22 protein-coding genes are annotated in these 22,578 nt (G+C 73.0%); 17 read left to right on the forward strand and 5 right to left on the reverse strand.

The genetic code is table 11. The features are described 5' to 3' along the window. Positions 1–86 precede the first annotated feature (86 nt). The 5 genes from secE (at position 87) to ACYVHQ_RS10605 (ending at position 3,459) form a co-directional block, all read left to right on the forward strand. On the forward strand, positions 87–368 hold the full coding sequence (gene secE, locus ACYVHQ_RS10585; RefSeq protein ID WP_460512798.1) for a preprotein translocase subunit SecE: 282 nt from the start codon (positions 87–89) through the stop codon (positions 366–368). A gap of 48 nt (positions 369–416) precedes the next feature. Beyond that, positions 417–1,457: a transcription termination/antitermination protein NusG gene (gene nusG, locus ACYVHQ_RS10590; protein WP_460512800.1), complete on the forward strand. Its 1,041-nt coding sequence runs from the start codon at positions 417–419 to the stop codon at positions 1,455–1,457. Between the two features lie 94 nt (positions 1,458–1,551). Then, positions 1,552–1,983, forward strand: a complete 432-nt coding sequence (rplK, locus tag ACYVHQ_RS10595) for a 50S ribosomal protein L11 (protein WP_460512802.1) — start codon at positions 1,552–1,554, stop codon at positions 1,981–1,983. 77 nt (positions 1,984–2,060) lie between these two features. Continuing rightward, the gene (gene rplA, locus ACYVHQ_RS10600; RefSeq protein WP_460512804.1) at positions 2,061–2,750 is read left to right on the forward strand and encodes a 50S ribosomal protein L1; all 690 of its coding nucleotides are present in this window, start codon (positions 2,061–2,063) and stop codon (positions 2,748–2,750) included. Positions 2,751–2,865: 115 nt separating this feature from the next. Then, complete coding sequence (locus tag ACYVHQ_RS10605) at positions 2,866–3,459, forward strand: GNAT family N-acetyltransferase (protein ID WP_460512806.1); 594 nt, start codon at positions 2,866–2,868, stop codon at positions 3,457–3,459. Between the two features lie 70 nt (positions 3,460–3,529). Here ACYVHQ_RS10605 and ACYVHQ_RS10610 read toward each other — a convergent pair whose 3' ends face one another. The 3 genes from ACYVHQ_RS10610 to ACYVHQ_RS10620 form a co-directional block, all read right to left on the reverse strand. Further along, the gene (locus ACYVHQ_RS10610; RefSeq protein ID WP_460512808.1) at positions 3,530–4,573 is read right to left on the reverse strand and encodes an NADP-dependent oxidoreductase; all 1,044 of its coding nucleotides are present in this window, start codon (positions 4,571–4,573) and stop codon (positions 3,530–3,532) included. Between the two features lie 247 nt (positions 4,574–4,820). Beyond that, a complete protein-coding gene (locus tag ACYVHQ_RS10615) occupies positions 4,821–5,513 on the reverse strand; it encodes a YqaJ viral recombinase family protein (protein ID WP_460512810.1) in 693 nt (230 codons plus the stop codon). A 362-nt stretch (positions 5,514–5,875) separates the two neighbouring features. Then, positions 5,876–7,066 carry an ROK family transcriptional regulator gene (locus ACYVHQ_RS10620; protein WP_460512812.1) on the reverse strand — a complete coding sequence of 397 codons (1,191 nt, stop codon included), beginning with the start codon at positions 7,064–7,066 and terminating at the stop codon, positions 5,876–5,878. 183 nt (positions 7,067–7,249) lie between these two features. Between ACYVHQ_RS10620 and ACYVHQ_RS10625 the strand changes: the two genes are divergently transcribed. The 12 genes from ACYVHQ_RS10625 (at position 7,250) to rplL (ending at position 19,353) form a co-directional block, all read left to right on the forward strand. Then, the gene (locus ACYVHQ_RS10625; protein ID WP_460512814.1) at positions 7,250–8,017 is read left to right on the forward strand and encodes a sugar phosphate isomerase/epimerase family protein; all 768 of its coding nucleotides are present in this window, start codon (positions 7,250–7,252) and stop codon (positions 8,015–8,017) included. Continuing rightward, positions 8,014–9,156: a Gfo/Idh/MocA family protein gene (locus tag ACYVHQ_RS10630; protein WP_460512816.1), complete on the forward strand. Its 1,143-nt coding sequence runs from the start codon at positions 8,014–8,016 to the stop codon at positions 9,154–9,156. The genes ACYVHQ_RS10625 and ACYVHQ_RS10630 overlap by 4 nt, the downstream gene beginning before the upstream one ends. Positions 9,157–9,317: 161 nt before the next feature. Then, the gene (locus ACYVHQ_RS10635) at positions 9,318–10,643 is read left to right on the forward strand and encodes an ABC transporter substrate-binding protein (RefSeq protein WP_460512818.1); all 1,326 of its coding nucleotides are present in this window, start codon (positions 9,318–9,320) and stop codon (positions 10,641–10,643) included. A gap of 88 nt (positions 10,644–10,731) precedes the next feature. Continuing rightward, positions 10,732–11,727 carry a carbohydrate ABC transporter permease gene (locus tag ACYVHQ_RS10640; protein WP_460512820.1) on the forward strand — a complete coding sequence of 332 codons (996 nt, stop codon included), beginning with the start codon at positions 10,732–10,734 and terminating at the stop codon, positions 11,725–11,727. Continuing rightward, the gene (locus ACYVHQ_RS10645; protein WP_460512822.1) at positions 11,720–12,559 is read left to right on the forward strand and encodes a carbohydrate ABC transporter permease; all 840 of its coding nucleotides are present in this window, start codon (positions 11,720–11,722) and stop codon (positions 12,557–12,559) included. The genes ACYVHQ_RS10640 and ACYVHQ_RS10645 overlap by 8 nt, the downstream gene beginning before the upstream one ends. After that, positions 12,556–13,728, forward strand: coding sequence for a Gfo/Idh/MocA family protein (locus tag ACYVHQ_RS10650; protein WP_460512824.1), 1,173 nt, complete (start codon positions 12,556–12,558; stop codon positions 13,726–13,728). Before ACYVHQ_RS10645 ends, ACYVHQ_RS10650 begins: the two co-directional genes overlap by 4 nt. Before the next feature lie 55 nt (positions 13,729–13,783). Beyond that, positions 13,784–14,827 carry a sugar phosphate isomerase/epimerase family protein gene (locus tag ACYVHQ_RS10655; protein WP_460512826.1) on the forward strand — a complete coding sequence of 348 codons (1,044 nt, stop codon included), beginning with the start codon at positions 13,784–13,786 and terminating at the stop codon, positions 14,825–14,827. Then, a complete protein-coding gene (locus ACYVHQ_RS10660; protein WP_460512828.1) occupies positions 14,812–15,744 on the forward strand; it encodes a TolB family protein in 933 nt (310 codons plus the stop codon). The genes ACYVHQ_RS10655 and ACYVHQ_RS10660 overlap by 16 nt, the downstream gene beginning before the upstream one ends. Before the next feature lie 74 nt (positions 15,745–15,818). Beyond that, positions 15,819–16,559 (forward strand): response regulator transcription factor, encoded by a 741-nt coding sequence (locus tag ACYVHQ_RS10665; RefSeq protein ID WP_460512830.1) that lies wholly within the window; start codon positions 15,819–15,821, stop codon positions 16,557–16,559. After that, positions 16,556–18,178 carry a sensor histidine kinase gene (locus ACYVHQ_RS10670; protein ID WP_460512832.1) on the forward strand — a complete coding sequence of 541 codons (1,623 nt, stop codon included), beginning with the start codon at positions 16,556–16,558 and terminating at the stop codon, positions 18,176–18,178. Before ACYVHQ_RS10665 ends, ACYVHQ_RS10670 begins: the two co-directional genes overlap by 4 nt. Positions 18,179–18,388: 210 nt before the next feature. Beyond that, positions 18,389–18,904, forward strand: coding sequence for a 50S ribosomal protein L10 (rplJ, locus tag ACYVHQ_RS10675; RefSeq protein ID WP_460512834.1), 516 nt, complete (start codon positions 18,389–18,391; stop codon positions 18,902–18,904). A gap of 65 nt (positions 18,905–18,969) precedes the next feature. Continuing rightward, complete coding sequence (gene rplL, locus ACYVHQ_RS10680) at positions 18,970–19,353, forward strand: 50S ribosomal protein L7/L12 (RefSeq protein ID WP_460512836.1); 384 nt, start codon at positions 18,970–18,972, stop codon at positions 19,351–19,353. A gap of 103 nt (positions 19,354–19,456) precedes the next feature. Here rplL and ACYVHQ_RS10685 read toward each other — a convergent pair whose 3' ends face one another. Both ACYVHQ_RS10685 and ACYVHQ_RS10690 read right to left on the reverse strand, forming a co-directional pair. Continuing rightward, the gene (locus ACYVHQ_RS10685; RefSeq protein WP_460512838.1) at positions 19,457–20,935 is read right to left on the reverse strand and encodes an APC family permease; all 1,479 of its coding nucleotides are present in this window, start codon (positions 20,933–20,935) and stop codon (positions 19,457–19,459) included. 21 nt (positions 20,936–20,956) lie between these two features. Beyond that, entirely contained in the window at positions 20,957–22,549 is a 1,593-nt protein-coding gene (locus ACYVHQ_RS10690) for a helix-turn-helix transcriptional regulator (RefSeq protein ID WP_460512840.1), read from the reverse strand. Positions 22,550–22,578: the final 29 nt, after the last annotated feature.

Consider the following 22,578-nt stretch of genomic DNA (forward strand, 5'->3'; position numbering starts at 1 on the left):
CAGCCCGGGTCGTGTGATCGCACGGACTGATCACGCGGTCGACGGACCCAGGCCCTCGGGCCGGAGCTCGGAAGGTACGAAGCACAGTGGCGAGAAAAGACCTCGACGTCCCGAGTGAGGACGTCGTCGAGAAGGCGAAGTCGGAGCGCTCCGAGAGCCGCAACCCCTTCGCGCGCATCGCCCTCTTCATCCGCCAGGTGATCGGCGAGCTGAAGAAGGTCGTCACCCCGACCCGCAAAGAGCTGATCAACTACACGCTCGTGGTCCTCGTCTTCGTCGTGATCATGATGGCCCTCGTGTCGCTGCTCGACCTGATCTTCGGCACGGGCGTCGGCTACATCTTCGGGAACGGCCCGACGGGCAGCTGAGCCGCCCGCACGCCCGACGCACCACGCACCTGAACGGAAGAAGGACCCTTGCCTGACAACGAGCGCGACGACATCGACCTCGCCCCCGCCGCCGAGCAGTCCTCGGAGGTCGGCGAGACCCAGGAGGGCGACGTCCTCGACGTCGACGCCCAGGGCGACGCCGGCTCGGCCGAAGAGGCAGCGATCTCCGTCGTCTCCGAGGGCGACGAGGGCACCGACGACACGGACGACCTCGACGGCCTGCTCGACACCCTCGCCGAGACCAGCGACCCCGAGGCCGACGCGGTCGTGGACGACGCCCTCGACATCGACGACGCCGACGAGGCCGAGGCCGCCGTCGAGGCGACCGACGACGAGGCCGACGACGTGGCCGAGCAGTCCGTCCAGGACGCCGACGCCGAGATCGCCCACGACGACGTCGAGGTCGACGTCGCCACGGTCGACGACGAGGCCGACGAGCCCGCCGAGGTCGACCCCTACGAGGCCTTCCGGTCCGAGCTGCGCGGCAAGCCCGGCAAGTGGTACGTCATCCACTCCTACGCGGGCTTCGAGCGCCGCGTGAAGCAGAACATCGAGAACCGCATGATCTCGATGACCATGGAGGACTTCATCTACCAGGTGGAGGTCCCCATGGAGGACGTCGTCGAGATCAAGAACGGGCAGCGCAAGCTGGTCACCCGCGTGCGGATCCCGGGCTACGTGCTCGTGCGCATGGACCTCGACGAGGACAGCTGGTCGGTCGTCCGCCACACGCCCGGCGTCACCGGCTTCGTGGGCAACGCCCACAACCCCACCCCCCTCCGCTTCGAGGAGGCCTTCCAGATGCTGAAGAGCCTCGTGCAGGTCCAGGAGGCCGCGCCCGTCGCCAAGGGCGGCGCCAAGGGTGGCAAGGCCGCCCAGCGCGTCATCCCCGCCGAGGTGGACTTCGAGATCGGCGAGACGATCACGATCAAGGAGGGCTCGTTCGCGGGCCTTCCCGGTACCATCAACGAGATCAAGCCCGAGAGCGGCAAGCTCACGGTGCTCGTCTCGCTGTTCGAGCGAGAGACCCCCGTCGAGCTCAGCTTCGACCAGGTCACCAAGCTCTGACAGCCACCCCCTCCACGACCGGAGCCCGCTCGGGCCACCGGGAGAGCCGGCCGCGACCGCGACCGGCTCGAACCCCAGAAGAAGGAACAGAAGAATGGCACCGAAAAAGAAGGTCACGGGTCTGATCAAGCTTCAGATCAACGCCGGCGCCGCGAACCCCGCCCCGCCCATCGGCCCGGCCCTGGGTCAGCACGGCGTGAACATCATGGAGTTCTGCAAGGCCTACAACGCGGCGACCGAGTCGCAGCGCGGCAACGTCGTCCCCGTCGAGATCACCGTCTACGAGGACCGTTCGTTCACGTTCGTGCTCAAGACGCCGCCGGCGGCCGAGCTGATCAAGAAGGCCGCGGGCGTCGCCAAGGGTTCGCCCACGCCGCACACGGCCAAGGTGGGCTCGCTCACGATGGACCAGGTCCGCGAGATCGCCGCCACGAAGCAGGCCGACCTCAACGCGAACGACGTCGACGCCGCCGCGAAGATCATCGCCGGCACCGCCCGCTCCATGGGCATCACCGTCGACGCCTGAGCGTCCGACCACACCAAGCACACAGTGGGAGAGCCGGCCAGGCTCGTCACCACGCTCTCGTGATCAGGAGATCGCACATGGCTCAGAAGTCCAAGGCGTACCGCGCCGCTGCCGAGAAGATCGAGGCAGGCAAGTTCTACAGCACTACCGAGGCCGTCGCCGTGGCCCGTGAGACCGGGTCGAAGAAGTTCGACTCGACCGTCGAGGTCGCACTCAAGCTCGGCGTCGACCCCCGCAAGGCGGACCAGATGGTGCGCGGCACCGTCATCCTCCCGCACGGCACGGGCAAGACCGCCCGCGTCATCGTCTTCGCGACGGGTGCCGCGGCCGAGGCCGCCCTCGCCGCGGGCGCCGACGAGGTCGGTGGCGACGAGCTCATCGAGAAGGTCGCCGGCGGCTACACCTCCTTCGACTCGGCGGTCGCGACCCCCGAGCTCATGGGCAAGGTCGGTCGACTCGGCAAGGTGCTCGGCCCCCGTGGCCTCATGCCCAACCCGAAGACCGGCACCGTCACCCCCAACGTCGCTCAGGCCGTGAACGACATCAAGGGCGGCAAGATCGAGTTCCGCGTCGACAAGCACGCCAACGTGCACTTCGTCATCGGCAAGGCCGGCTTCACGCAGGAGCAGCTCGACGCCAACCTGGACGCCGCGCTCGAAGAGGTCACGCGCCTCAAGCCATCCAGCTCGAAGGGCCGTTACATCACCAAGGGAACGATCTCGACGACCTTCGGTCCCGGCATCCCCCTCGACGTCAACGCCTTCTGATCCCAGAGGCGCGCAGCGTCACCCGGAGGCCGTCCAGCACCAGCTGGGCGGCCTCCGTCGCGTCAGGAGGCCGGACGGACGCCACGGGGACGGCCCCGGCTGGCAGCATGGTCCCGTGAGCCCCACGATCCGCACCGCTGACCAGGGCGACGCCGACGCCATCGCGCACGTCGCCGCCGTCACGTTCCCCCTCGCCTGCCCACCGGGCACGAAGCTCGACGACATCGCGTCGCACGTCACCACGCACCTGTCGCCCGAGGCCTTCGGTCGGTACCTGGTCGATCCCGACCGGACCGTCCTCGTCGTCGAGAGCGAGAGCGAGAGCGAGAGCGCGAGCGAGAGCGAGAGCGAGAGCGGGGACGAGGGCCAGGGCGGGCTGCTCGGCTACGCGATGCTCGTCCGGGGCGAGCCCGCCGACGCCGAGGTGGCCGCGGTGCTGCCGGAGCGTCCGGCCGTGCTGCTCGACAAGTGCTACCTCCTGCCCGCCGCGCAGGGCACCGGGGCGGCGGACCTGCTCGTGGCGGCAGCCGTCCGCGAGGCGGTCGCGACCGGAGCCTCCTGCCTGTGGCTCGGCGTCAACCGCCACAACGCCCGGGCCGCGCGCTTCTACGAGCGGAACGGCCTGCGCGTCGTCGGCCGACGGAGCTTCCGCGTCGGTGACGTCGTGCACGCGGACGACGTGCGGGCCCTCGTGCTCGCGCCTCGCTGACCGCCCGAGGCCGCTCACTCCTCGCTGACCGCGAGAGGTGATTCATCCCTCGCCGACCGCGAGAGGTGATTCATTCCTCGCTGACCGCGAGCACCAACCTCCCGCGGACGTGGCGGCGCTCCAGGCGGGCGTGGGCCTCGGCGGCGTCGGCGAGGTCGTAGACGTCGTCGACGTGCACGCGCAGGTCGCCCGCGTCGAGGAGGCGTGCCACGACCGTCAGGGCCGCGGCGTCGGGGGAGGCCTCGTAGCCCGTCGCCCGCACCCCGGCCGCCGCGGCCCCGGCCAGGACCTCCGACAGGGACCGCGCCGGCGCGTGCACGAGCAACCCGCCGCGACGCAGCGTGGCCGCTGCGGCCAGTGCCGTGGGCACGTCGTCGACGAGGCCCAGGACGACGTCGACGTCGCGCACCGCTCGCGCCAGGTCGGTGCTGCTCCGGTCGACCACCTCGTCGGCGCCGAGGGCGCGGAGCCAGGCCGCGTTCGGCTGGGAGGCCACCGCGACGACGTGGGCCCCGAAGTGCGAGGCGAGCTGGACGGCGAGGTGGCCCACGCCTCCTGCCGCCGCCTGCACCAGGATCCGCTGCCCCTGGTGCGCCTTGGCCACCTCGACGACCATGCCCCAGGCGGTCAGCGCCGCGAGGGGCACGGCTGCCGCCTCCACGTGCGACAGCGTCGTCGGTGCGTGCGCGACCGCCATGGCCGGCACCGTGAGGTACTCGGCGTAGCTGCCCGAGCCCCGCGGCGACAGGGTGGTGCCGAACACGCGGTCGCCCGGGCGCAGGTGGTGCGAGGCGTAGGGGCCCTCGACGACGACCCCGCTGAAGCACCGGCCGAGGACGGCCGGGAAGGCTCCGATGCCGGCGCTGTCGCCCCGGCCGGCGCGGCACTCGGCGTCGACGCTGTCGACGCCCGCCGCGACGACACGGACCAGCACCTCGGAGGCGAGGCGGGCGGGCAGGGGGACGTCGGTCGCGACGAGCTGCTCGGGCCCGCCCGTCCGCTCGATCACGACGGCGCGCATGGTGGCGGTCGGCGTGCTCCGCGAGGTGCCGCCGGCGGGGGCGGCCCCTGCCGTACTGGTGGTGGTGGTGCCCAGGGGTGTGGTCGTCGTCATCGGACTGCTCCGTCCCGCGGCCCGCGCCTCGGCCCTCGAGGTGCGCGGTCGTCGCGCGTCACGTCCCAGTGGACAGGTCGGTTGTTTCGCCCGTGTCACCGCCGCGTGACCTTCTCGGGACGTTCCGACCCGCGTGGGTCCCGCGCGCCCGTCGCCGTGCCCTGCACCGGTCGCCGTGCCCTGCACCGGTCGCGGAGCGGCGCGGCGCACGTCAGGGGTGCGGCGAGACCGGGATCGCCGCGCGCCGTCAGCGCAGCGGGTCGTAGGGCGGCGGCTCGTAGCCCCAGGGGTCGACGGGCGGTGCGGCGGCGAGGGCGTCGAGGACGGCGTCCGCGAGGGTCACCAGGCGGTGGATCTCGGAGTCGTCGCGCTCGACCCAGCGGCACTCGGGCTCGGCGTCGACGGGCACGAAGTCGACGTGCCGTTCCCAGACGACGAGGGTGCGCTCGGCCCCGAGCACGTACTGCTGCCAGGCGACCTGCCGCAGGTACGACCGGGGGATGCTCGACCAGGCCTTCTTGGTGGTCTTGATCTCGGCGAGCACGACCGTGCCGTCGTCGAGCAGGCCGACGCCGTCGGGCGTGGCGAGGTGCCGGTCGCTGGCCTCGGCGTGGAACAACCGCGAGCTGGGGGCGATGGCGTGGTTCTGCAGGACCCAGCGGGCGATCTCGGGCTCACGGGCGCGGCCGTGGTCGGTGTAGGCGTTGCCGCCGAACCCGTTGCCGTAGAGCTTGTCGAGCACGACGGCCTGGACGGCCTTCGCGCTGGACAGCCTGGCCACGTCGGTGGCGGTGATGCCGCGGCTGCGGGCGCGCAGCCAGGCGACGCGGTCGCTCGAGTCGGCGAGCACGCGCGCCTCGTGGGCGGGACGGGCAGGAGGCGCGGGTGCGGCCTCGGGCTCGTCGTCCCAGAGCGAGAGCACCGGTTGCACGAACGTCACGCCTCCATTGTCGCTCGCCCCGCCGACGTCGGGCGACCACCGCCGCGCGCGGCGCCCCGCCGACGTCGGGCGGCACCCCGCTGTGCGCGGCGGGCCGTCGAGCACAGCGGGGGAGCAGGCCGGGGCCACGGCCAGGGATCGTGGCCCCGGTGACGCGGACGGGTCCGCGGACGACCGCACGTTCGGGCGTACGGCGACCGGCCCACGGTAGAGCGACGGCTGTCGTTCACCGAATCGGCGTCGTGATCTGGACAGGGCCCTCCGTGCGTCGTCCCCGAGCCGGCGGAGCCGGTGGCCGGGCGCGGGCCCGGACCGGCGGTGCCGCGCGCGTGGTCGGCGCCCGGGCCGGGCGGGGTGCGGCCTCAGCCGGTCGCGGCGAGCTCGTCGAGGGCGGCGGGGGAGAGCGCGTGGTGGATCGCGAGCATGCTCGCGCCGACGAGGGCCGCCCCGTCGCCGGCCCGCGACGGCACGATGCTGAGGTGCTCGGTCGCGAGCGGCACCGACCGCTGGTAGACGACCTCGCGGACGCCGGCCAGGAGGTGCTCGCCGGCCTGGGCGAGCGAACCGCCGAGGGCGATCACCGAGGGGTTGACCATGTTCACGCAGGTGGTGAGGACCTCGCCGAGGTCGCGGCCGGCCTGCCGGACGGCCTGGACGGCGGCGACGTCCCCCCGGCGCACGAGGTCGACGACGTCGCGGCCGGAGTGCACGTCGTGCCCCTCCCGCCGGAGGGCCGCGGCCACCGCGGGCCCGGAGGCGACCGCCTCGAGGCAGCCGGTGCTGCCGCAGTGGCAGGGGATCCCCTCGCCGCGCGGGACCCGCACGTGGCCGATGTCGCCGGCGATGCCCTGGGCGCCGCGCTGCAGCCGTCCGCCCGAGATGATGCCCGCGCCGATGCCGGTGGCGACCTTGACGAAGAGGAAGTGGTCGGTGCCCGCCCAGGACCGGGTGCGTTCGCCCAGGGCCATGATGTTGACGTCGTTGTCGACGAGCACGGGCACGTCGAGCTGGCGGCGCACCCGACCGGGCACGTCGAAGCCGTCCCAGCCGGGCATGATCGGCGGGTTCACGGGGCGTCCGGTGACGAACTCGACGGGGCCGGGCAGGCCGATGCCGACCCCGATGAGGTCGGCGCGCGTCTTGCCCAGCTCGGCCAGGAGCTCGTCGGCCTGGTCCACGACCCAGCCGAGCACGGCCTCCGGCCCGTCGGCGATGTCGACGCTGCCGCGTCGGCTCACGAGCTCCTCGCCGAGCAGGTCGGTGAGGGCGAGGTGCCCGTGGCTGGCGCCGAGGTCGGCCGCGAGGACGACGCGGGCGCTGCGGACGAGGGCCACCCGGGTGGGCGGGCGTCCCCCCGTCGAGACGGCGTCGGCGACGGGGCCGACGAGCCCGAGCTCGCCCAGGGCGTCCAGGCGCAGGGCGACCGTGGACCGCGCGAGGCCGGTCATCGCGGCGAGCTCCGCGCGGGTGCGGGGCTGCCCGTCACGGAGCAGCTGGAAGAGCTCGCTGGCCCCCGTGCTGCCCAGCGCGGAGGGCCGCGGAGTGTCGGGCATGGGTGCATTGAACCACACGTGACGTCGGACCTCGGACCATGTGCGCCGGGATCCGTTCGACTTTTGCTTGCGCCTCGACAGAAGTCGTGCCACAGTGGCCGCAGGTCGACGACGATCGCCCCCGATCAGGGGTCCTCGCAGGGTCGACCGCGTCCATGCACCTCGACGAGGAGGAACCCCCTGGTGACCACCCCACCGCTCTCGGTCCAGCTGTACACGGTGCGCGACGCCGTCGCCGCCGACCTGCCCGGCACGCTCCGACGCCTGGCCGGGCTCGGCTTCACGCAGGTCGAGCCGTACGCGTTCGTCGACCGCGTCGACGAGTACGCCGAGGCACTGCCCGCCGCCGGGCTCACGGCCCCCACCGCGCACGTCCGCCTCGTCGGGGCCGACCTCGCCCCGATCTTCGCGGCCGCGACCCGCCTCGGCATCGGCACCGTCATCGACCCGCACATCGACGAGCAGCGCTGGACGACGCGCGAGGACGTCGAGGGGATCGCCGCCGAGCTCGCCGACATCGCGCGGCAGGCCACGGAGCACGGCCTCACGGTCGGCTACCACAACCACGCCTTCGAGCTCGAGCGCACGATCGACGGCCGCCCGGCCCTCGAGGTGCTCGCCGAGGCCCTCCCGCCGGAGGTCGTGCTCGAGGTCGACACCTACTGGGTCGCCGTGGGCGGCCAGGACGTCCCCGCCCTGCTGCGGCGCCTCGGCGGCCGCGTCACCGCCCTGCACGTCAAGGACGGCCCGCTCACGAAGGACGACCGGGAGCAGGTCGCCGTCGGCGCCGGGTCGATGCCCGTGGCCGAGATCCTGGCGGCCGCGCCCGAGGCGCTCCGCGTCGTCGAGCTCGACGACTTCGACGGCGACGTCTTCGACGCGGTCCGTGACAGCTACGACCACCTGTCCGGGCTCGCGCTCGGCACCGACGACCTGGGAGCCCTCGAATGACCGACACCGCCGCCCGCCCCGCCGTCGCCTCCGACGGTCGCACGGGCCCGGTCGGCGTCGGCGTCATCGGCGCCGGCGTGATCAGCGACCAGTACCTCGGCAACCTCACGCGGTTCCCCGACCTGCGCGTCCTGTTCGTCGCCGACCTCGACGAGGAGCGCGCCGCCGCGCAGGCGGCGAAGTGGGGGGTGCCCGGGAGCGGCTCCGTCGCCGAGCTCCTCGCGCACGACGACGTCGAGATCGTGGTCAACCTGACGATCCCGGCCGCGCACGTCGAGGTCGCCCTCCAGGCGGTCCGTGCCGGCAAGCACGTCTGGGGCGAGAAGCCGTACGCGCTCGACCGCGAGAGCGGGCAGCAGCTCGTCGACGCGGCCCGCGAGGCCGGGGTCCGCGTCGCCGTGGCCCCGGACACCTTCCTCGGGGCCGGGCTGCAGACGGCCCTCCGGGCGGTCCACGGAGGTGCCGTCGGCACCCCGCTCACCGGCCTGGCCCTGTTCCAGGTGCCCGGCCCGGAGTCGTGGCACCCGAGCCCGGAGTTCCTCTTCGCCCACGGCGCCGGACCGATGTTCGACGTCGGCCCCTACTACCTGACGACGCTGGTGCAGGTCTTCGGGCCCGTGGCCAAGGTCACGGCGACCTCGTCGAAGGCGCGCGAGACGCGCGTGATCGGGTCGGGGCCCAAGGCCGGCACGGAGTTCCCCGTCGAGGTGCCCACCCACATCAGCGCCCTGCTCGAGTTCGAGTCCGGCGCGAGCGCGCAGGCCGTCTTCAGCTTCGACTCGAAGCTGGCCCGTGCCGGCTTCGTCGAGATCGCCGGCACGGAGGGCACGGCCGTCCTCCCCGACCCCAACACGTTCGAGGGCGACACCCTGCTGCACACCGGCGGCGACGAGCCGATCGTGGTGCCCGCGACGGGGACGACCTCGACGCGCGGCACGGGAGTCGCCGAGCTCGCCCAGGCGATCCGCGGCGACCGGCGCGAGCGCGTGCCCGGCGAGCTGGCGTTCCACGTGCTCGACGTCATGGTCTCGCTCGCCGAGTCCGCCGAGCGCCACGAGGGCGTCGTCGTCGCGTCCAGCCTCGAGCCCACCCCCGAGCTGCCGGAGGACTGGGACCCCACCGTCCCGACCCTCGGCTGACCCCGGTGCCGGCCGCAGCGTCGTGGCCGGCACCCACCCCGTCCCCCGTCCCGCACCACCCGACCAGAGCACCACCACAGCACCACAGCACCACAGCACCACCACAGCACCTCCGCCACTCAGCGCAGAGCCCTCTCGAAGACGAGACACCAGGAGAAGCCATGAACACGAAGTTCCGTTGGGCCGCCGCCCTCGCCGTCGGCGCCGTCGCAGCCGGGTCGTTGACCGCCTGCTCGGCGTCCGGAGGATCGGGCGACGACCAGACCATCACCTACTGGGCCAGCAACCAGGCCCCGACCCTCGAGCGCGACGCCGAGGTCCTGCAGGAGTCGATCGACCGCTACACCGAGGAGACCGGGGTCGACGTCGAGCTCGAGGTCATCCCGTGGAGCGACCTCTACAACAGGATCCTCACGGCCGTCTCGAGCGGCGAGGGCCCCGACGTCCTCAACATCGGCAACACGTGGGCCGTGTCGCTGCAGTCGAGCGGCGCCTTCGTGCCCTTCGAGGGCGACGCCCTCGAGACGGTCGGCGGCCAGGACCGCTTCGTCCAGTCCAGCTTCGCCACCGGTGGCGCCGAGGGCCAGGCGCCCACGTCGGTGCCGCTGTACGGCCTCGCCTACTCGCTCTACTACAACACCGCGATGTTCGAGGAGGCCGGCATCACCGAACCGCCCGCCACGTGGGACGAGTTCGTCGAGGACGCCAAGGCCCTCACGAAGGACACCGACGGCGACGGGTCGATCGACCAGTGGGGCGTCACGATGGCGGGTTCGAGCATCTCGAACAACGCCCACCAGGCCTTCGTGCGCGGCCTGCAGAACGGCAGCGAGCTCTACGACGAGGACGGCAACCCCGACTTCACCGCCGACGGCATCGTCACGGGCGTGAAGCAGTGGGTGGACCTCATCGGGGAGGACGGCGTCGTGTCGCCCTCCGACGCCGAGAGCGTCAACGGGTCCGACATGGCCGCGACGTTCGCGGACGGCCAGGCCGCCATGTTCTTCGACCAGGCCCCGGGCGACAACCTCCGCCAGCGCGACTTCACCGACTACGCCGCCGCACCCGTGCCGATGATGTCGGCCGACGCGACCGGCCTGGAGGGCACGCAGAGCCACGTCGCCGGCATCAACATCAGCGTCTTCGAGAACTCGGGCAACAAGGACGCCGCGCTCGACTTCGTGGCCCACCTGACGAGCGACGACGAGCAGAAGTACCTCGCCGAGTCGTTCAGCGCGCTGCCCGTCGTGACGGCCGCCTACGACGACCCCGCGTTCCAGTCGGAGGCGATCCAGCTCAAGCAGGTCACGCTCGAGGACCACGCGCAGCCGATGCCGCTGTACCCGTCGGAGGGCCAGATGGAGACCCTCGTCGGCACCGCGATCAAGGACCTCCTCGCGCAGGCCGCGCAGGGGAACGAGGTCTCCGAGGACGACGTGCGCTCGGCGCTCGACTCCGCCGCCAGCCAGATGAACTCCGCGGGCTGACCCACCAGCCCGTCCCGACGCCAGGAGGCCCGGAGCCGGTCGCGAGACCGGCTCCGGGCCCCGGGCCCGGGGTCTCGAGAGGACCGCCATGACCGTCAACGTCCTGCCCCCCGCCAGCGCGGAGCAGCAGTCGCAGCCCGATCCGCACCAGGCGGCACCGCTGCAGCCCTCCACGCGCAAGAAGAAGCGCTCGTTCCTGCCCTACGCGCTCGTCGCCCCCGCGGCGCTCGCCGAGATGCTCGTCCACATCGTGCCGATGATCCTCGGCGTGTGGATCGCGTTCATCTCGCTCAACCAGCTGAGCATCGCCAACTGGGTCAACGCGCCGTTCGTCGGCATCCAGAACTTCGTCACGACCCTCGACCCGTCCTCGCCGATCGCCGCGCAGCTGTACGGCGCCATCGGCCGCACGGTCGTCTTCACGATCATCGTCGTGGCCATCGCCTGGAGCATGGGCATGCTGGGCGCGGTGCTGCTCACGAGCTCGTTCAAGGGCCGTGGGCTGCTGCGCACGCTCTTCCTCGTGCCCTACGCCCTGCCGTCCTACGTCGGCACCATCGCCTGGGCCTTCATGTTCAACCAGCGCGACGGGGCCATCAACCGGTTCCTGGTCGACGACCTGGGGATCCTCAGCGAGCGGCCCTTCTGGCTGCTCGGCGGCAACTCGTTCTGGGCGATCGTCATCGTCACCGCCTGGCAGTTCTGGCCGTTCGCGTTCCTCATGCTCCTCGCGGCGCTGCAGAACATCCCGAACGACGTCTACGAGGCGGCGAGCCTGGACGGCGCGAGCCTCTGGAAGCAGTTCCTGCAGATCACGCTGCCCATGATCAAGCCGGCCAACGCCGTGCTGCTGCTCATCATGAGCCTCTGGATCTTCAACCAGTTCAACGTGCCGTACGTGCTCTTCGGGCCGGCCTCGCCCGAGGCGGCGACCCTCATCTCGCCGCTCATCTACCAGCAGTCGTTCAACAACTGGAACTTCGGCCTCGGCGGTGCGATGAGCGTCATGCTGCTCGTCGTCCTCCTCATCGCGTCGGCGTTCTACATCCGCATGGTTCTCCCGAAGGGACAGCACGATGATTGAGACCCGCGGCTTCAAGGTCTTCCGCTTCTTCGGACTCGCGTTCCTGTCGTTCGTCGTCCTCGTGCCGCTGTACGTGGTGCTCACGACGTCGATCAAGCCCCTGGCCGACGTGCAGGGCCTCTTCCAGTGGATCCCCTCGCGGGTGACGATCGAGCCCTACGTGCAGATCTGGCAGACGGTGCCGCTGGCGCAGTACTTCCGCAACAGCCTCATCGTCACGATCTCGGCGACGGTGCTGTCGGTGGCGATGGCGGTGCTCGCGGCCTACTCGCTGGCCCGCCTGCGCTTCCGCGGGCAGCGCAGCTTCAGCCTGGTCGTGCTGTCGACGCAGATGTTCCCGGGCATCCTGTTCCTGCTGCCGCTCTTCCTCATCTTCGTGCAGATCCAGCGCACGGTGGGGGTGCAGCTCACGGGCAGCTACCTCGGCCTCATCATCACGTACATGACGTTCTCGCTGCCGTTCTCGATCTGGATGCTGACGGGCTACTTCGCGTCGATCCCCAAGGAGCTCGAAGAGGCCTCGATGATCGACGGCACGGGCCGCCTCGGCGCCCTGTTCCGCGTGATCATCCCCGTCGCGAAGCCCGGCATCATCGCCGTCGCCGTGTACGCGTTCATCACGGCGTGGGGAGAGGTGCTCTTCGCCTCGGTCCTCACCAACCGCGACACCCGCACGCTGTCGATCGGGCTGCGGGCGTACGCCTCGCAGCAGGACGTCTACTGGAACCAGCTCATGGCGGCGTCGGTGGTGGTGTCGCTGCCGGTGCTCATCGGGTTCATGCTCGTGCAGAAGCACCTCATCACGGGTCTCTCCTCGGGCGCCGTGAAGTGACCCACGTCGGCGAGGCGGCCCCGCTCGCCGGGGCAGCGACAGGGGCCAGGGCGTCGACGGGCGCGTGGGCGCGGGCAGGAGGCGCGACCCGCGTCCGCCCCGTCCGCGTCGGCGTCGTGGGCGGCGGCTTCATGGGCCGCGTGCACACGGCGGCGGCCCGGTCGGCGGGCGCCACCGTCGTCGCGGTCGCCTCGTCGAGCGCCGAGAGCGCGGGCCGTGCGGCCCGCGCCCTCGGCGTCCCCGCGGCTCACGCCTCGGTCGCCGACCTCGTCGCCGACCCCGAGGTGGAGGTCGTGCACGTGTGCTCGCCCAACGCCAGCCACGCGGCCTTCGCGCTCATGGCCCTGCGGGCCGGCAAGCACGTCGTCTGCGAGAAGCCGCTGGCGACGTGCTCGGCCGAGGCGGACGAGCTCGTCGCGGTCGCCGAGGCCTGCGGCCTCGTCACCGCGGTGCCCTTCGTCTACCGGTTCCACCCGATGGTGCGCGAGGCACGGGCGCGCGTGGCCACGGGCCGGGTGGGCCGCGTGCTGAGCGTGCGCGGCAGCTACCTGCAGGACTGGCTCCTGGGCGCCGACGACGTCGACTGGCGCGTGGACGCCGCGGCGGGCGGGCCCTCCCGGGCCTTCGCCGACATCGGCAGCCACCTCGCGGACCTGCTGGAGTTCGTGCTCGGCGACCGGATCGCGCGGGTCTCGGCCCTCACGAGCACCGTGCACGCCGTGCGCGCCGGGGCCGCGGTGACGACGGAGGACGAGGCCGCGGTCGTCCTGGCCACCGCCTCCGGCGCCCTCGGCACGCTCTTCGTGTCGCAGGTCGCGCCGGGGCGCAAGAACCACCTGGTGCTCGACGTCGCGGGCAGCGACGAGAGCGTCGAGTTCCGGCAGGAGGAGCCCGAGCAGCTGTGGCTCGGCCGCCGACGCGGCAGCGAGCTACTGCCCCGCGACGCGGCGCAGCTCTCGCCCGACGCGGCCCGGCTGTCGGTCGTGCCGGCGGGCCACCCGCTGGGCTACCTGGACGCCTTCGCCGCGTTCGTGCGCGACGCCCACGAGGCCGTGCGGGGCGGCCGCCCGGAGGGGCTGCCCACCTTCGCCGACGGGCGTCGCGCCGTGCGGGTCACGGAGGCCGTGCTGGAGTCGGCGCGCACCGGCGCGTGGGCCGACGTCCCGTGACGCGCGGGGCGCATCCTGGTCCCGTCCCTGCTGCACCGCCGCACGAGAGGAACCCATGAGCGAGAGCTCCCGTCCCGTCACCCTGTTCACCGGTCAGTGGGCCGACCTGCCGTTCGAGGAGGTCGCCGCGCTCGCGGCCGGCTGGGGCTACGACGGCCTCGAGATCGCCGCGTCGGGGGACCACCTCGACCTCGAGCGTGCCGACGAGGACGACGCGTACCTCCGGTCGCGCCTCGAGGTGCTCGACCGGCACGGGCTCGGCGTGTGGGCGATCTCGAACCACCTCACGGGGCAGGCGGTCTGCGACGACCCCATCGACTTCCGGCACCGGGCGATCGTGCGGCCGTCGACGTGGGGCGACGGCGACCCGGAGGGGGTGCGCCGTCGCGCGGCGGAGGACATGAAGCGCTCGGCCCGGGTCGCGCGCCGGATGGGCGTCGACACCGTGGTGGGCTTCACGGGCTCGAAGATCTGGCCGTACGTCGCGATGTTCCCGCCCGTGCCGCAGTCGGTCATCGACGACGGCTACCAGGACTTCGCCGACCGCTGGGACCCGATCCTCGACGTGTTCGACGACGAGGGCGTGCGGTTCGCGCACGAGGTGCACCCGAGCGAGATCGCGTACGACCACTGGACGAGCGTGCGCGCCCTCGAGGCCATCGGGCACCGCGCCGCGTTCGGGTTCAACTGGGACCCCTCGCACCTGGTCTGGCAGGGCGTCGACGCCGTGGGGTTCATCGTCGACTTCGCCGACCGGATCTACCACGTGGACTGCAAGGACACCCGCCTCCGCCCGCCCTCGGGCCGCGCGGGCGTGCTCGGCTCGCACCTGGCCTGGGGCGACCCGCGGCGCGGCTGGGACTTCGTCTCGACGGGCCACGGCGACACGGCGTGGGAGGACGCGTTCCGCGCCCTCGACGCCGTCGGCTACGCGGGACCGATCTCGATCGAGTGGGAGGACGCCGGCATGGACCGGATGCACGGGGCCCCGGAGGCGCTCGAGCACGTGCGCTCCCTGCTCTGGCCCCGGCCCACCGCGTCGTTCGACGCCGCGTTCTCGGCGCAGCAGGGCAGGATCGACCCGTGCCCCGGACCCTGAAGCCCTCCCAGCGCTGCCTCGTGCTCGTCGTCGACGCGGCGACCGGCAGCTCCACCGTCGTGCTCGAGCGGGACGACCTGCTGCTCGAGGCCCCGAACTGGAGCCCGGACGGGCGCTGGCTCGTCCTCAACGGCGACGGCGTGCTCTGGCGCCTGCCCGTCGACCCGGCAGGAGGCGCGACGGGCCCGCTCGAGCGGGTCCCGATGGTCGGCGTCCCCGAGATCAACAACGACCACGTCGTGGCGCCCGACCAGGGCAGCGTGGTCGTGAGCGCCCGGGACGGCCACCTCTACGAGGTGCCCTGGGGCGGCGGCGAGGCGCGTCGGATCACCCGTGACCACCCCGAGGGGCGCTCGTACAAGCACTACCTGCACGGGATCTCGCCCGACGGCGCGACGCTCAGCGTCGTCGCGGGCGCCCTGCCCGAGGCGGGCGCGGCGCAGGAGGCGTGGCGCACCGACGTCACGCTCGTCGCGGTGGCCGACGGCGCGGTCGTGCCCGTGACGGCCGACGAGCACCCCGACGACGGTCCCGAGTTCTCGCCGGACGGCCGGCACCTCTGGTGGAACAGCGAGCGCGGCTCGACGGTGCCGGGCCACGCGCAGCTCTTCCGGGCCGGCCTCGACGGGGGCGACCTCGTGCAGGTGACGGACGACGACCGGGTGAACTGGTTCCCGCACGTGTCGCCCGACGGCTCGACGCTGCTCTGGCTCGCGTACCCGACGGGCACCCTCGGGCACCCGGAGGACCGCGACGTCGTGCTCCGCACGCTGCCCCTCGGCGCCGACGGGCTGCCCGTCCCGGGGGAGCGGCCGCGCGACCTGCTCGCCCTGCACGGCGGGCAGGGCACGACCAACGTGCCCGGCTGGGCCCCGGACTCGCGCCGGTTCGCCTGCGTGGCGTACCCGGTGGGCTGACGCGCGGAGCGCCTCCTGGTGCTCACGGCGGGATCATCGCGGGCTCACCGGTGGTTCATAGGGAACGCTCGACAATGGGAAGGGTGACCACGACGACCTCCGCCCCCACGCTCACCCGCCCCGACGGCTCGGCCCTGCGCGTGCTCGTCGTCGACGACGAGCACAGCCTCACCGACCTGCTCTCGATGGCCCTGCGCTACGAGGGCTACGAGGTGAGGGCCGCCGCCGACGGGCAGGGCGCCCTCGGGGCCGCCCGCGACTTCGCCCCCGACGCGATCGTGCTCGACTGGATGCTGCCCGACATCGACGGCATGCAGGTGCTCGCCCGGCTGCGCGCCCAGGGCGTCGACGTGCCCGTGCTCTTCCTCACCGCGAAGGACGCGGTCGAGGACCGCGTGGCGGGGCTCACCGCCGGCGGCGACGACTACGTCACCAAGCCCTTCAGCCTCGAGGAGGTGGTGGCGCGGCTCCGCGGCCTGCTCCGGCGTTCCGCCTCCGTCGCCGAGCAGGCCGACTCCCGCATCGTCGTCGGCGACCTCGTGCTCGACGAGGAGAGCTACGAGGTGCACCGCTCCGGCCGGGAGATCGAGCTCACGGCCACCGAGTTCGAGCTGCTGCGGTACCTCATGCGCAACCCGCGGCGCGTGCTGAGCAAGGCGCAGATCCTCGACCGCGTCTGGAGCTACGACTTCGGCGGCCGGTCGAGCGTCGTCGAGATCTACATCTCGTACCTCCGCAAGAAGATCGACGTCGGCGAGCAGCCCATGATCCACACCGTGCGCGGCGTCGGGTACGTCATCAAGCCCACCTCGTGAGCGGGGCCCTGCCCGCCCGGGTCGGTGCGCGCCTCCGGTCCGCGGCGCGCGGCGTGCCCGGCCTCGACGGCCGACCGGTGACGCTGCGCCAGCGCCTCATCGCGAGCATCGTCGCGCTCGTCGTGCTGCTCGCCGTCGCGATCGGCGCCGTGAGCGTGGTCGCCCTGCGCAGCTCGCTCGTCGACCAGCTCGACGCGCAGCTGGCGCAGTCGGTGTCCCGGGCCACGTCGCCCTTCGGCGGCGGGCCGGGCGGCTCGCCCTCGTCCACCCCCGACCAGGACGACCTCAGCGGTCCCCGCCAGGCCCCGGGCACCGTGACGGCGACCGTCGTCGGCGACCAGGTGCAGGCGGTGCGCCTCGACGAGGACGGCTCGGTGCGCTCCCTCTCCGCCGAGCAGCTCGCGGCCCTCACCGCCGACCTCGTCGCGGGGGAGCCGCGCACGGTCGACCTCGGCGCGGAGCTGGGCGAGTACCGGATCGAGGCCGTGCCCGTGCGCTTCGAGGGCCCGTCCGGCCTCAGCTCGGCCTCGGGCGCCCTCGTCGTCGGCCTGCCGACCACGTCGGTCACGCAGACCGTGACGGCGATGGTCGCCGTCATCGCCGTGGTCACCCTGCTCGGGCTCGCGCTCGCCATCGCGCTCGCCGTGGCGGTCGTGCGCAGCGCCCTCCGGCCGCTCGAGCGCATGGCCGACACGGCCCTGCGCGTCGCCGAGCTGCCCCTCGACCGCGGCGAGGTCGCCCTCGCCGAGCGCGTCGCCGAGCCCGACGCCGACACCGGCACCGAGGTGGGGCGGGTGGGTGCGGCCCTCAACCGGATGCTCGGGCACGTCGGCGACGCCCTCACCGCCCGGCAGCGCAGCGAGGAGAAGGTCCGGCAGTTCGTCGCCGACGCCAGCCACGAGCTGCGCACGCCGCTCGCGTCGATCCGCGGCTACAGCGAGCTCACCCGGCGGATGCACGCCGACCTGCCCGACGACGTCGCCTACTCGATGGGCCGGATCGAGTCCGAGTCGCTGCGGATGACCTCGCTCGTCGAGGACCTCCTGCTGCTCGCCCGCCTCGACGAGGGGCGCGACCTCGTCACGGGCGAGGTCGACCTGACCCGCACCGTGGTCGACGCCGTGAGCGACGCGCACGTGGCCGCGAGCGGGCACCGCTTCGACGTGGCGGTGCCGGACGAGCCGGTCACGGTGCCGGGGGACGCCGCGCGGCTGCACCAGGTCGTCGCGAACCTGCTCGCCAACGCCCGCACGCACACGCCGGCGGGCACGCACGTGCACGTGGCGCTCGACGTCGACGAGGCGGCGCAGGAGGCCCGGATCACGGTCGCCGACGACGGCCCCGGCATCGACCCCGCCGTGCTGCCCGTGCTGTTCGAGCGCTTCGCCCGCGGCGACGGCTCGCGCTCGCGCACGGCCGGGTCGACGGGCCTGGGCCTCGCCATCGTGCGGGCCGTCGTGCACGGGCACCACGGCGTGGTCGACGTGCACGGCGGCACGGACGGTGCCGTCTTCACGGTGCGCCTGCCGCTGCACGGGGCCGAGGGCGCGACGAGGGGCCCGCGTGCCGTCACGGCCGTCGTGCCGCCCGGAGTTGCGGGAACGCCCGGCGTCGCCTAACCTGGACCCAGCCCAAGACCGCCGGTTGATCGCTCGTGCTCGCACGAACGATCCGAAGGTTCTCGAGAGAGAGCGCCTGCGCAGGTGTGTGAAGTCGTTCCTCGCTCGTCAGAGCGAGACTCAGCTCCGTGCCCCTGCGCCGGAGCTTTTTTCGTGCGTCCAGCACGCGTGAGGCCTGGGGGCTGCCGGCACATCCACGTAAGGAGAGCCATGGCGAACAAGGAAGCTTCGGTCGCCGAGCTCACGGAGTCGTTCCGTAGCTCGACCGCCGTCCTGCTCACCGAGTACCGCGGCCTCACTGTCGCCCAGCTCAAGGAGCTGCGCAAGGGCATCAGTGCAGACGCGACCTACGCCGTGGTGAAGAACACGCTCAGCAAGATCGCGGCGAACAATGCCGGCATCTCGTCGTTCGACGACGAGCTCACCGGCCCCTCCGCGATCGCCTTCGTGCACGGCGACCCCGTCGCCGTCGCCAAGAGCCTGCGTGACTTCGCCAAGGCGAACCCGGCGCTCGTCGTCAAGGGCGGTTACTTCGACGGTAACCCGCTGACGGCCGCCGAGGTCACCAAGCTCGCCGACCTCGAGTCGCGGGAGGTGCTGCTGGGCAAGCTGGCCGGCGCCTTCAAGGCCTCGATGTTCGGTGCGGCGTACCTGTTCAACGCTCCGCTGTCGAAGGCCGTCCGCACGGTCGAGGCGCTGCGCGAGAAGCAGGCCGCCGACAGCTGACCCGCTGTCGACGAACGAACACCCCCCACTTCCAGCACCACACACCACGCAATTAGGAGAACACCATGGCGAAGCTTTCGCAGGACGAGCTCATCGAGGCCTTCAAGGAGCTCACGCTCATCGAGCTCAGCGAGTTCGTGAAGAAGTTCGAGGAGGTCTTCGAGGTCACCGCTGCTGCCCCCGTGGCCGCCGCCGGTGCCGCCGGCCCCGCCGCCCCCGCCGAGGAGGTCGAGGAGAAGTCCGAGTTCGACGTCGTCCTCGAGGCCGCCGGCGACAAGAAGATCCAGGTCATCAAGGAGGTCCGCGCGCTCACGAGCCTCGGCCTCGGCGAGGCCAAGGCCGTCGTCGACGGTGCCCCCAGCACCGTCCTCGAGGGCGCCAACAAGGAGACCGCGGACAAGGCCAAGGCCCAGCTCGAGGCCGCCGGCGCCACCGTCACCCTCAAGTAGTCCGAGGGCCGGCGAGTCCGGCCCCGCGGCCCCGGCCGCACTGCACGCACGAAGGGCGTCGCTCCAGCAGGAGCGGCGCCCTTCGTCGTGCTCCGGGAGCCGGTCAGGGGCGGGCGGCGCCCGACGCGGCGTCCCTGGCGACGACCGAGTGCCTCCTGCCGTAGCCCAGGTAGATCGCCGTGCCGACGAGCATCCAGAGCGCGAAGGCGATCCAGGTGACGCTGCCGAGGGTGACCATGAGCAGCACGCAGCAGGCGAAGCCCAGCAGCGGCGTCACGGGGTAGAGGGGCACGCGGTAGCTGCGCTCCAGCTCGGGGCGGTCCCGGCGCAGCCAGACGACCGAGAGGTTCACGAGCGCGAAGGCGAAGAGCGTGCCGATGCTCGTCGCGTCGGCGAGGGCCCCCAGCGGCACGAGCGCGGCGGCGACCGCGACGGCCCCGCCGACGATCAGCGTGCCCGCGACGGGGGTGTGCGTCCGCGGCGAGATGCGACCGAGCACGCGGGGCACGAGCCCGTCGCGCGCCATCGACACGAAGATGCGCGTCTGGCCGTAGAGGACCGTGAGCACGACGCTCGCGATGGCCGCGACGGCGGTCACGGCGAAGAGGAACGCGACCCACGGGGCCCCCGTCACGTCGGCGACGATGGTGACCAGCGTCGCCTCGCCGTCGGTGAAGTCGGTCCAGGGCCGGGCGCCGATCGCCGCGACGGCGACGAGGATGTACAGCACGGTGATGATGACGATCGAGGCGATGATCGCCCGGGGGAGGTCGCGCTTCGGGTCCTTCGCCTCCTCGCCGGCCGTCGAGGCTGCGTCGAAGCCGATGTAGGAGAAGAACAGGCGCGACGCGGCGGCCGAGACGCCCGCGGCGCCCATGGGCGCCAGGGGGGCGAAGTTGCCGGCGCGGAACGCCGTGAAGGCGACCGCGATGAAGAAGACGAGCAGGCCGACCTTGACGACCACGAGCAGCGTGTTCACCCACGCGCTCTCGCGGGTGCCGGGCACGAGCACCGCGGTCGCGAGCAGGACCAGGAGGGCCGCCGACAGGTCGAGGACCCCTCCGTCGGCGGGGCCGGCCGCGATCGCGGGCGGCAGCGACAGGCCGAAGACCCGCAGGGCCTCGTCGACGTACTGGCTCGCGCCGACCGCGACGGCCGCGACGGACACGGCGTACTCGAGCACGAGGCACCAGCCGCAGACCCAGGCGAGGCCCTCGCCGAGCGTCGCGTAGGCGTACGAGTAGCTCGACCCGGAGACGGGCACGCTTCCGGCCATCTCGGCGTACGACAGCGCGCTCAGCAGGGCGGCGACGCCCGCGAGCACGAACGCGAGCCACACGGCGGGGCCCGCCAGCGGGACCGCGGTGCCGAGCACGACGAGGATCCCCGTGCCGAGGGTCGCCCCGATGCTGATCGCCGTGAGGTGCCAGACGCCGAGGGCGCGGCGCATCCGTGGGCCGGACGGCCCCGCCCCGTCGGTCCCGCCCGCCGCCTCGGCCGCGAAGGCCTCGAGCGGCTTGCGGCGCAGCAGCTGCGCGCCGAGGGTCAGTGGTCGGGCGTCGGTGGGGGAGTCCTGGGGCACCGCGACATCGTAGCGACCCGGTCAGTCGTCGTCGTGCAGCCCCAGCTGGCGCACGCGCACCATGGCCTCGCGGCGCGACGTCGCTCCGAGCTTGCGGTAGATGCTCCGCACGTGGCTCTTCACGGTGTTGACCGAGATGTAGAGCTGGGCCCCGATCTGGCCGAGGGTCTGGCCCGTCGCGAGGTGGCGCACGATGACGAGCTCGCGGTCGCTGAGGGGCTCCTCGAGCTGCGGGGGCGCCTGGACGACGCTGCCGAGCAGGCGGTCCAAGGGGGCCTGGGTCGCGGCCGCCTGGGGGCGCCGGACGGCCCGCTCGAGCAGCACGTCGCGGAGGTCGCCGGGCAGCACGGCGAAGGGCCAGAGGGCCTGGTTGAGCCCGGCCTGGAGGAGGGCGCGGTCGAACTCGAGGTCGCTGTGCGGCTCGTCGCCGAGGGCCAGCAGCGCCGCCGAGGTGAGCACGTGCACGTGCGCCGCGGTCCGCTCGCTGTGCAGGTCGCCGAGGGCCCGGCACGGGGCCAGCGCCTGCAGCGCGCCCTCGGGCTCGCCGGCCGTGAGGTGGGCGACCGCGACGACCCGGGCGGGGCAGAGCGTGTGCCGGGTGGTGGGGCGCACGTCCACCGCGAGCGCGCGCGCGTCGTCGACGTGGCCGAGGGAGAGCATCACCTCGGCGCGCAGCAGCGCGGCCTCGGCGGCGACGGCGGGCGTGCCGGTGAAGGCGTCGACGAGCCTGGTCACCTTGCCGAGCAGGTCGAGCACCTCGACGTGCCGACCCTCCGCGAAGCGGACGAGGGCCTCGGCGTACCAGCCGACCGCCTCCCACTCGCAGCCCCGCGTCGCGCTGCGGACGTCGTCGAGCGAGCTCTCCCAGCTGCCGGTGTGCTCGCCCCGCTCGAGCTCGAGGAGGAGCTTGGCGACCTGGGCGAGGCCGCCGAAGGAGCTCAGCACGAGGTCGCTGCCGTCGGCCACCTCGACGGCCTCGGAGAGGCACTCGTCGGCGTGGTCGAACTCGCCGGTCAGCACGTGCAGGTAGGCCAGGGCGCCGAGGCACTCGACCCGGTCGGCCGTGCTGAGGTGCTCGGCCGCGAGGCCCTGGGCCATGCCGAGCGCGAAGAGCGCCTGCTCGTGGTCGCCCTCGTGGATCCGCACGAGCGCGAGCTGCAGCGAGAAGGCGGCGCTCAGGGTGATGCGGGCGTCGACGCTGTTGCGGGTGTCCGTCTCGAGCAGGGTGCGGCACACCTCGAGGTGCTCCTGCGCGACGACGACGTTGCCGAGCGCGCGGAGGGTCGCGGCGAGCTGCACGTGGTAGCCGCCGCGCACGTCGATGGGCAGGTCGGGGTCGGCCTCGATGGCCTTGGCGACGCCGCGGAACCAGGGCAGGGCGGCGCTGTGCGAGCGGGAGCCGATCGCCCGGTGGCTGGCCGCGAGGGCGAGCAGGATGCGCGGGCGGCTCCGCCACTCGGCCTCGGGCGTGGAGCGGACGGCGTCGCGCAGGCGGGCGCCCTGGAGGGGCGCGATCTGGCGCCAGCCCTGCTCGATCGCGTCGAGGGCGGCGCGGTGGTCGGTCGGCCGGAGCTCGGTGGGTGGCGGCGCGACGGCCGTGTCGTCAGTGTTCACGGGGTCCTACCTCTGCCGCGGGTCGATCC

The organism is Frigoribacterium salinisoli (assembly GCF_054781095.1).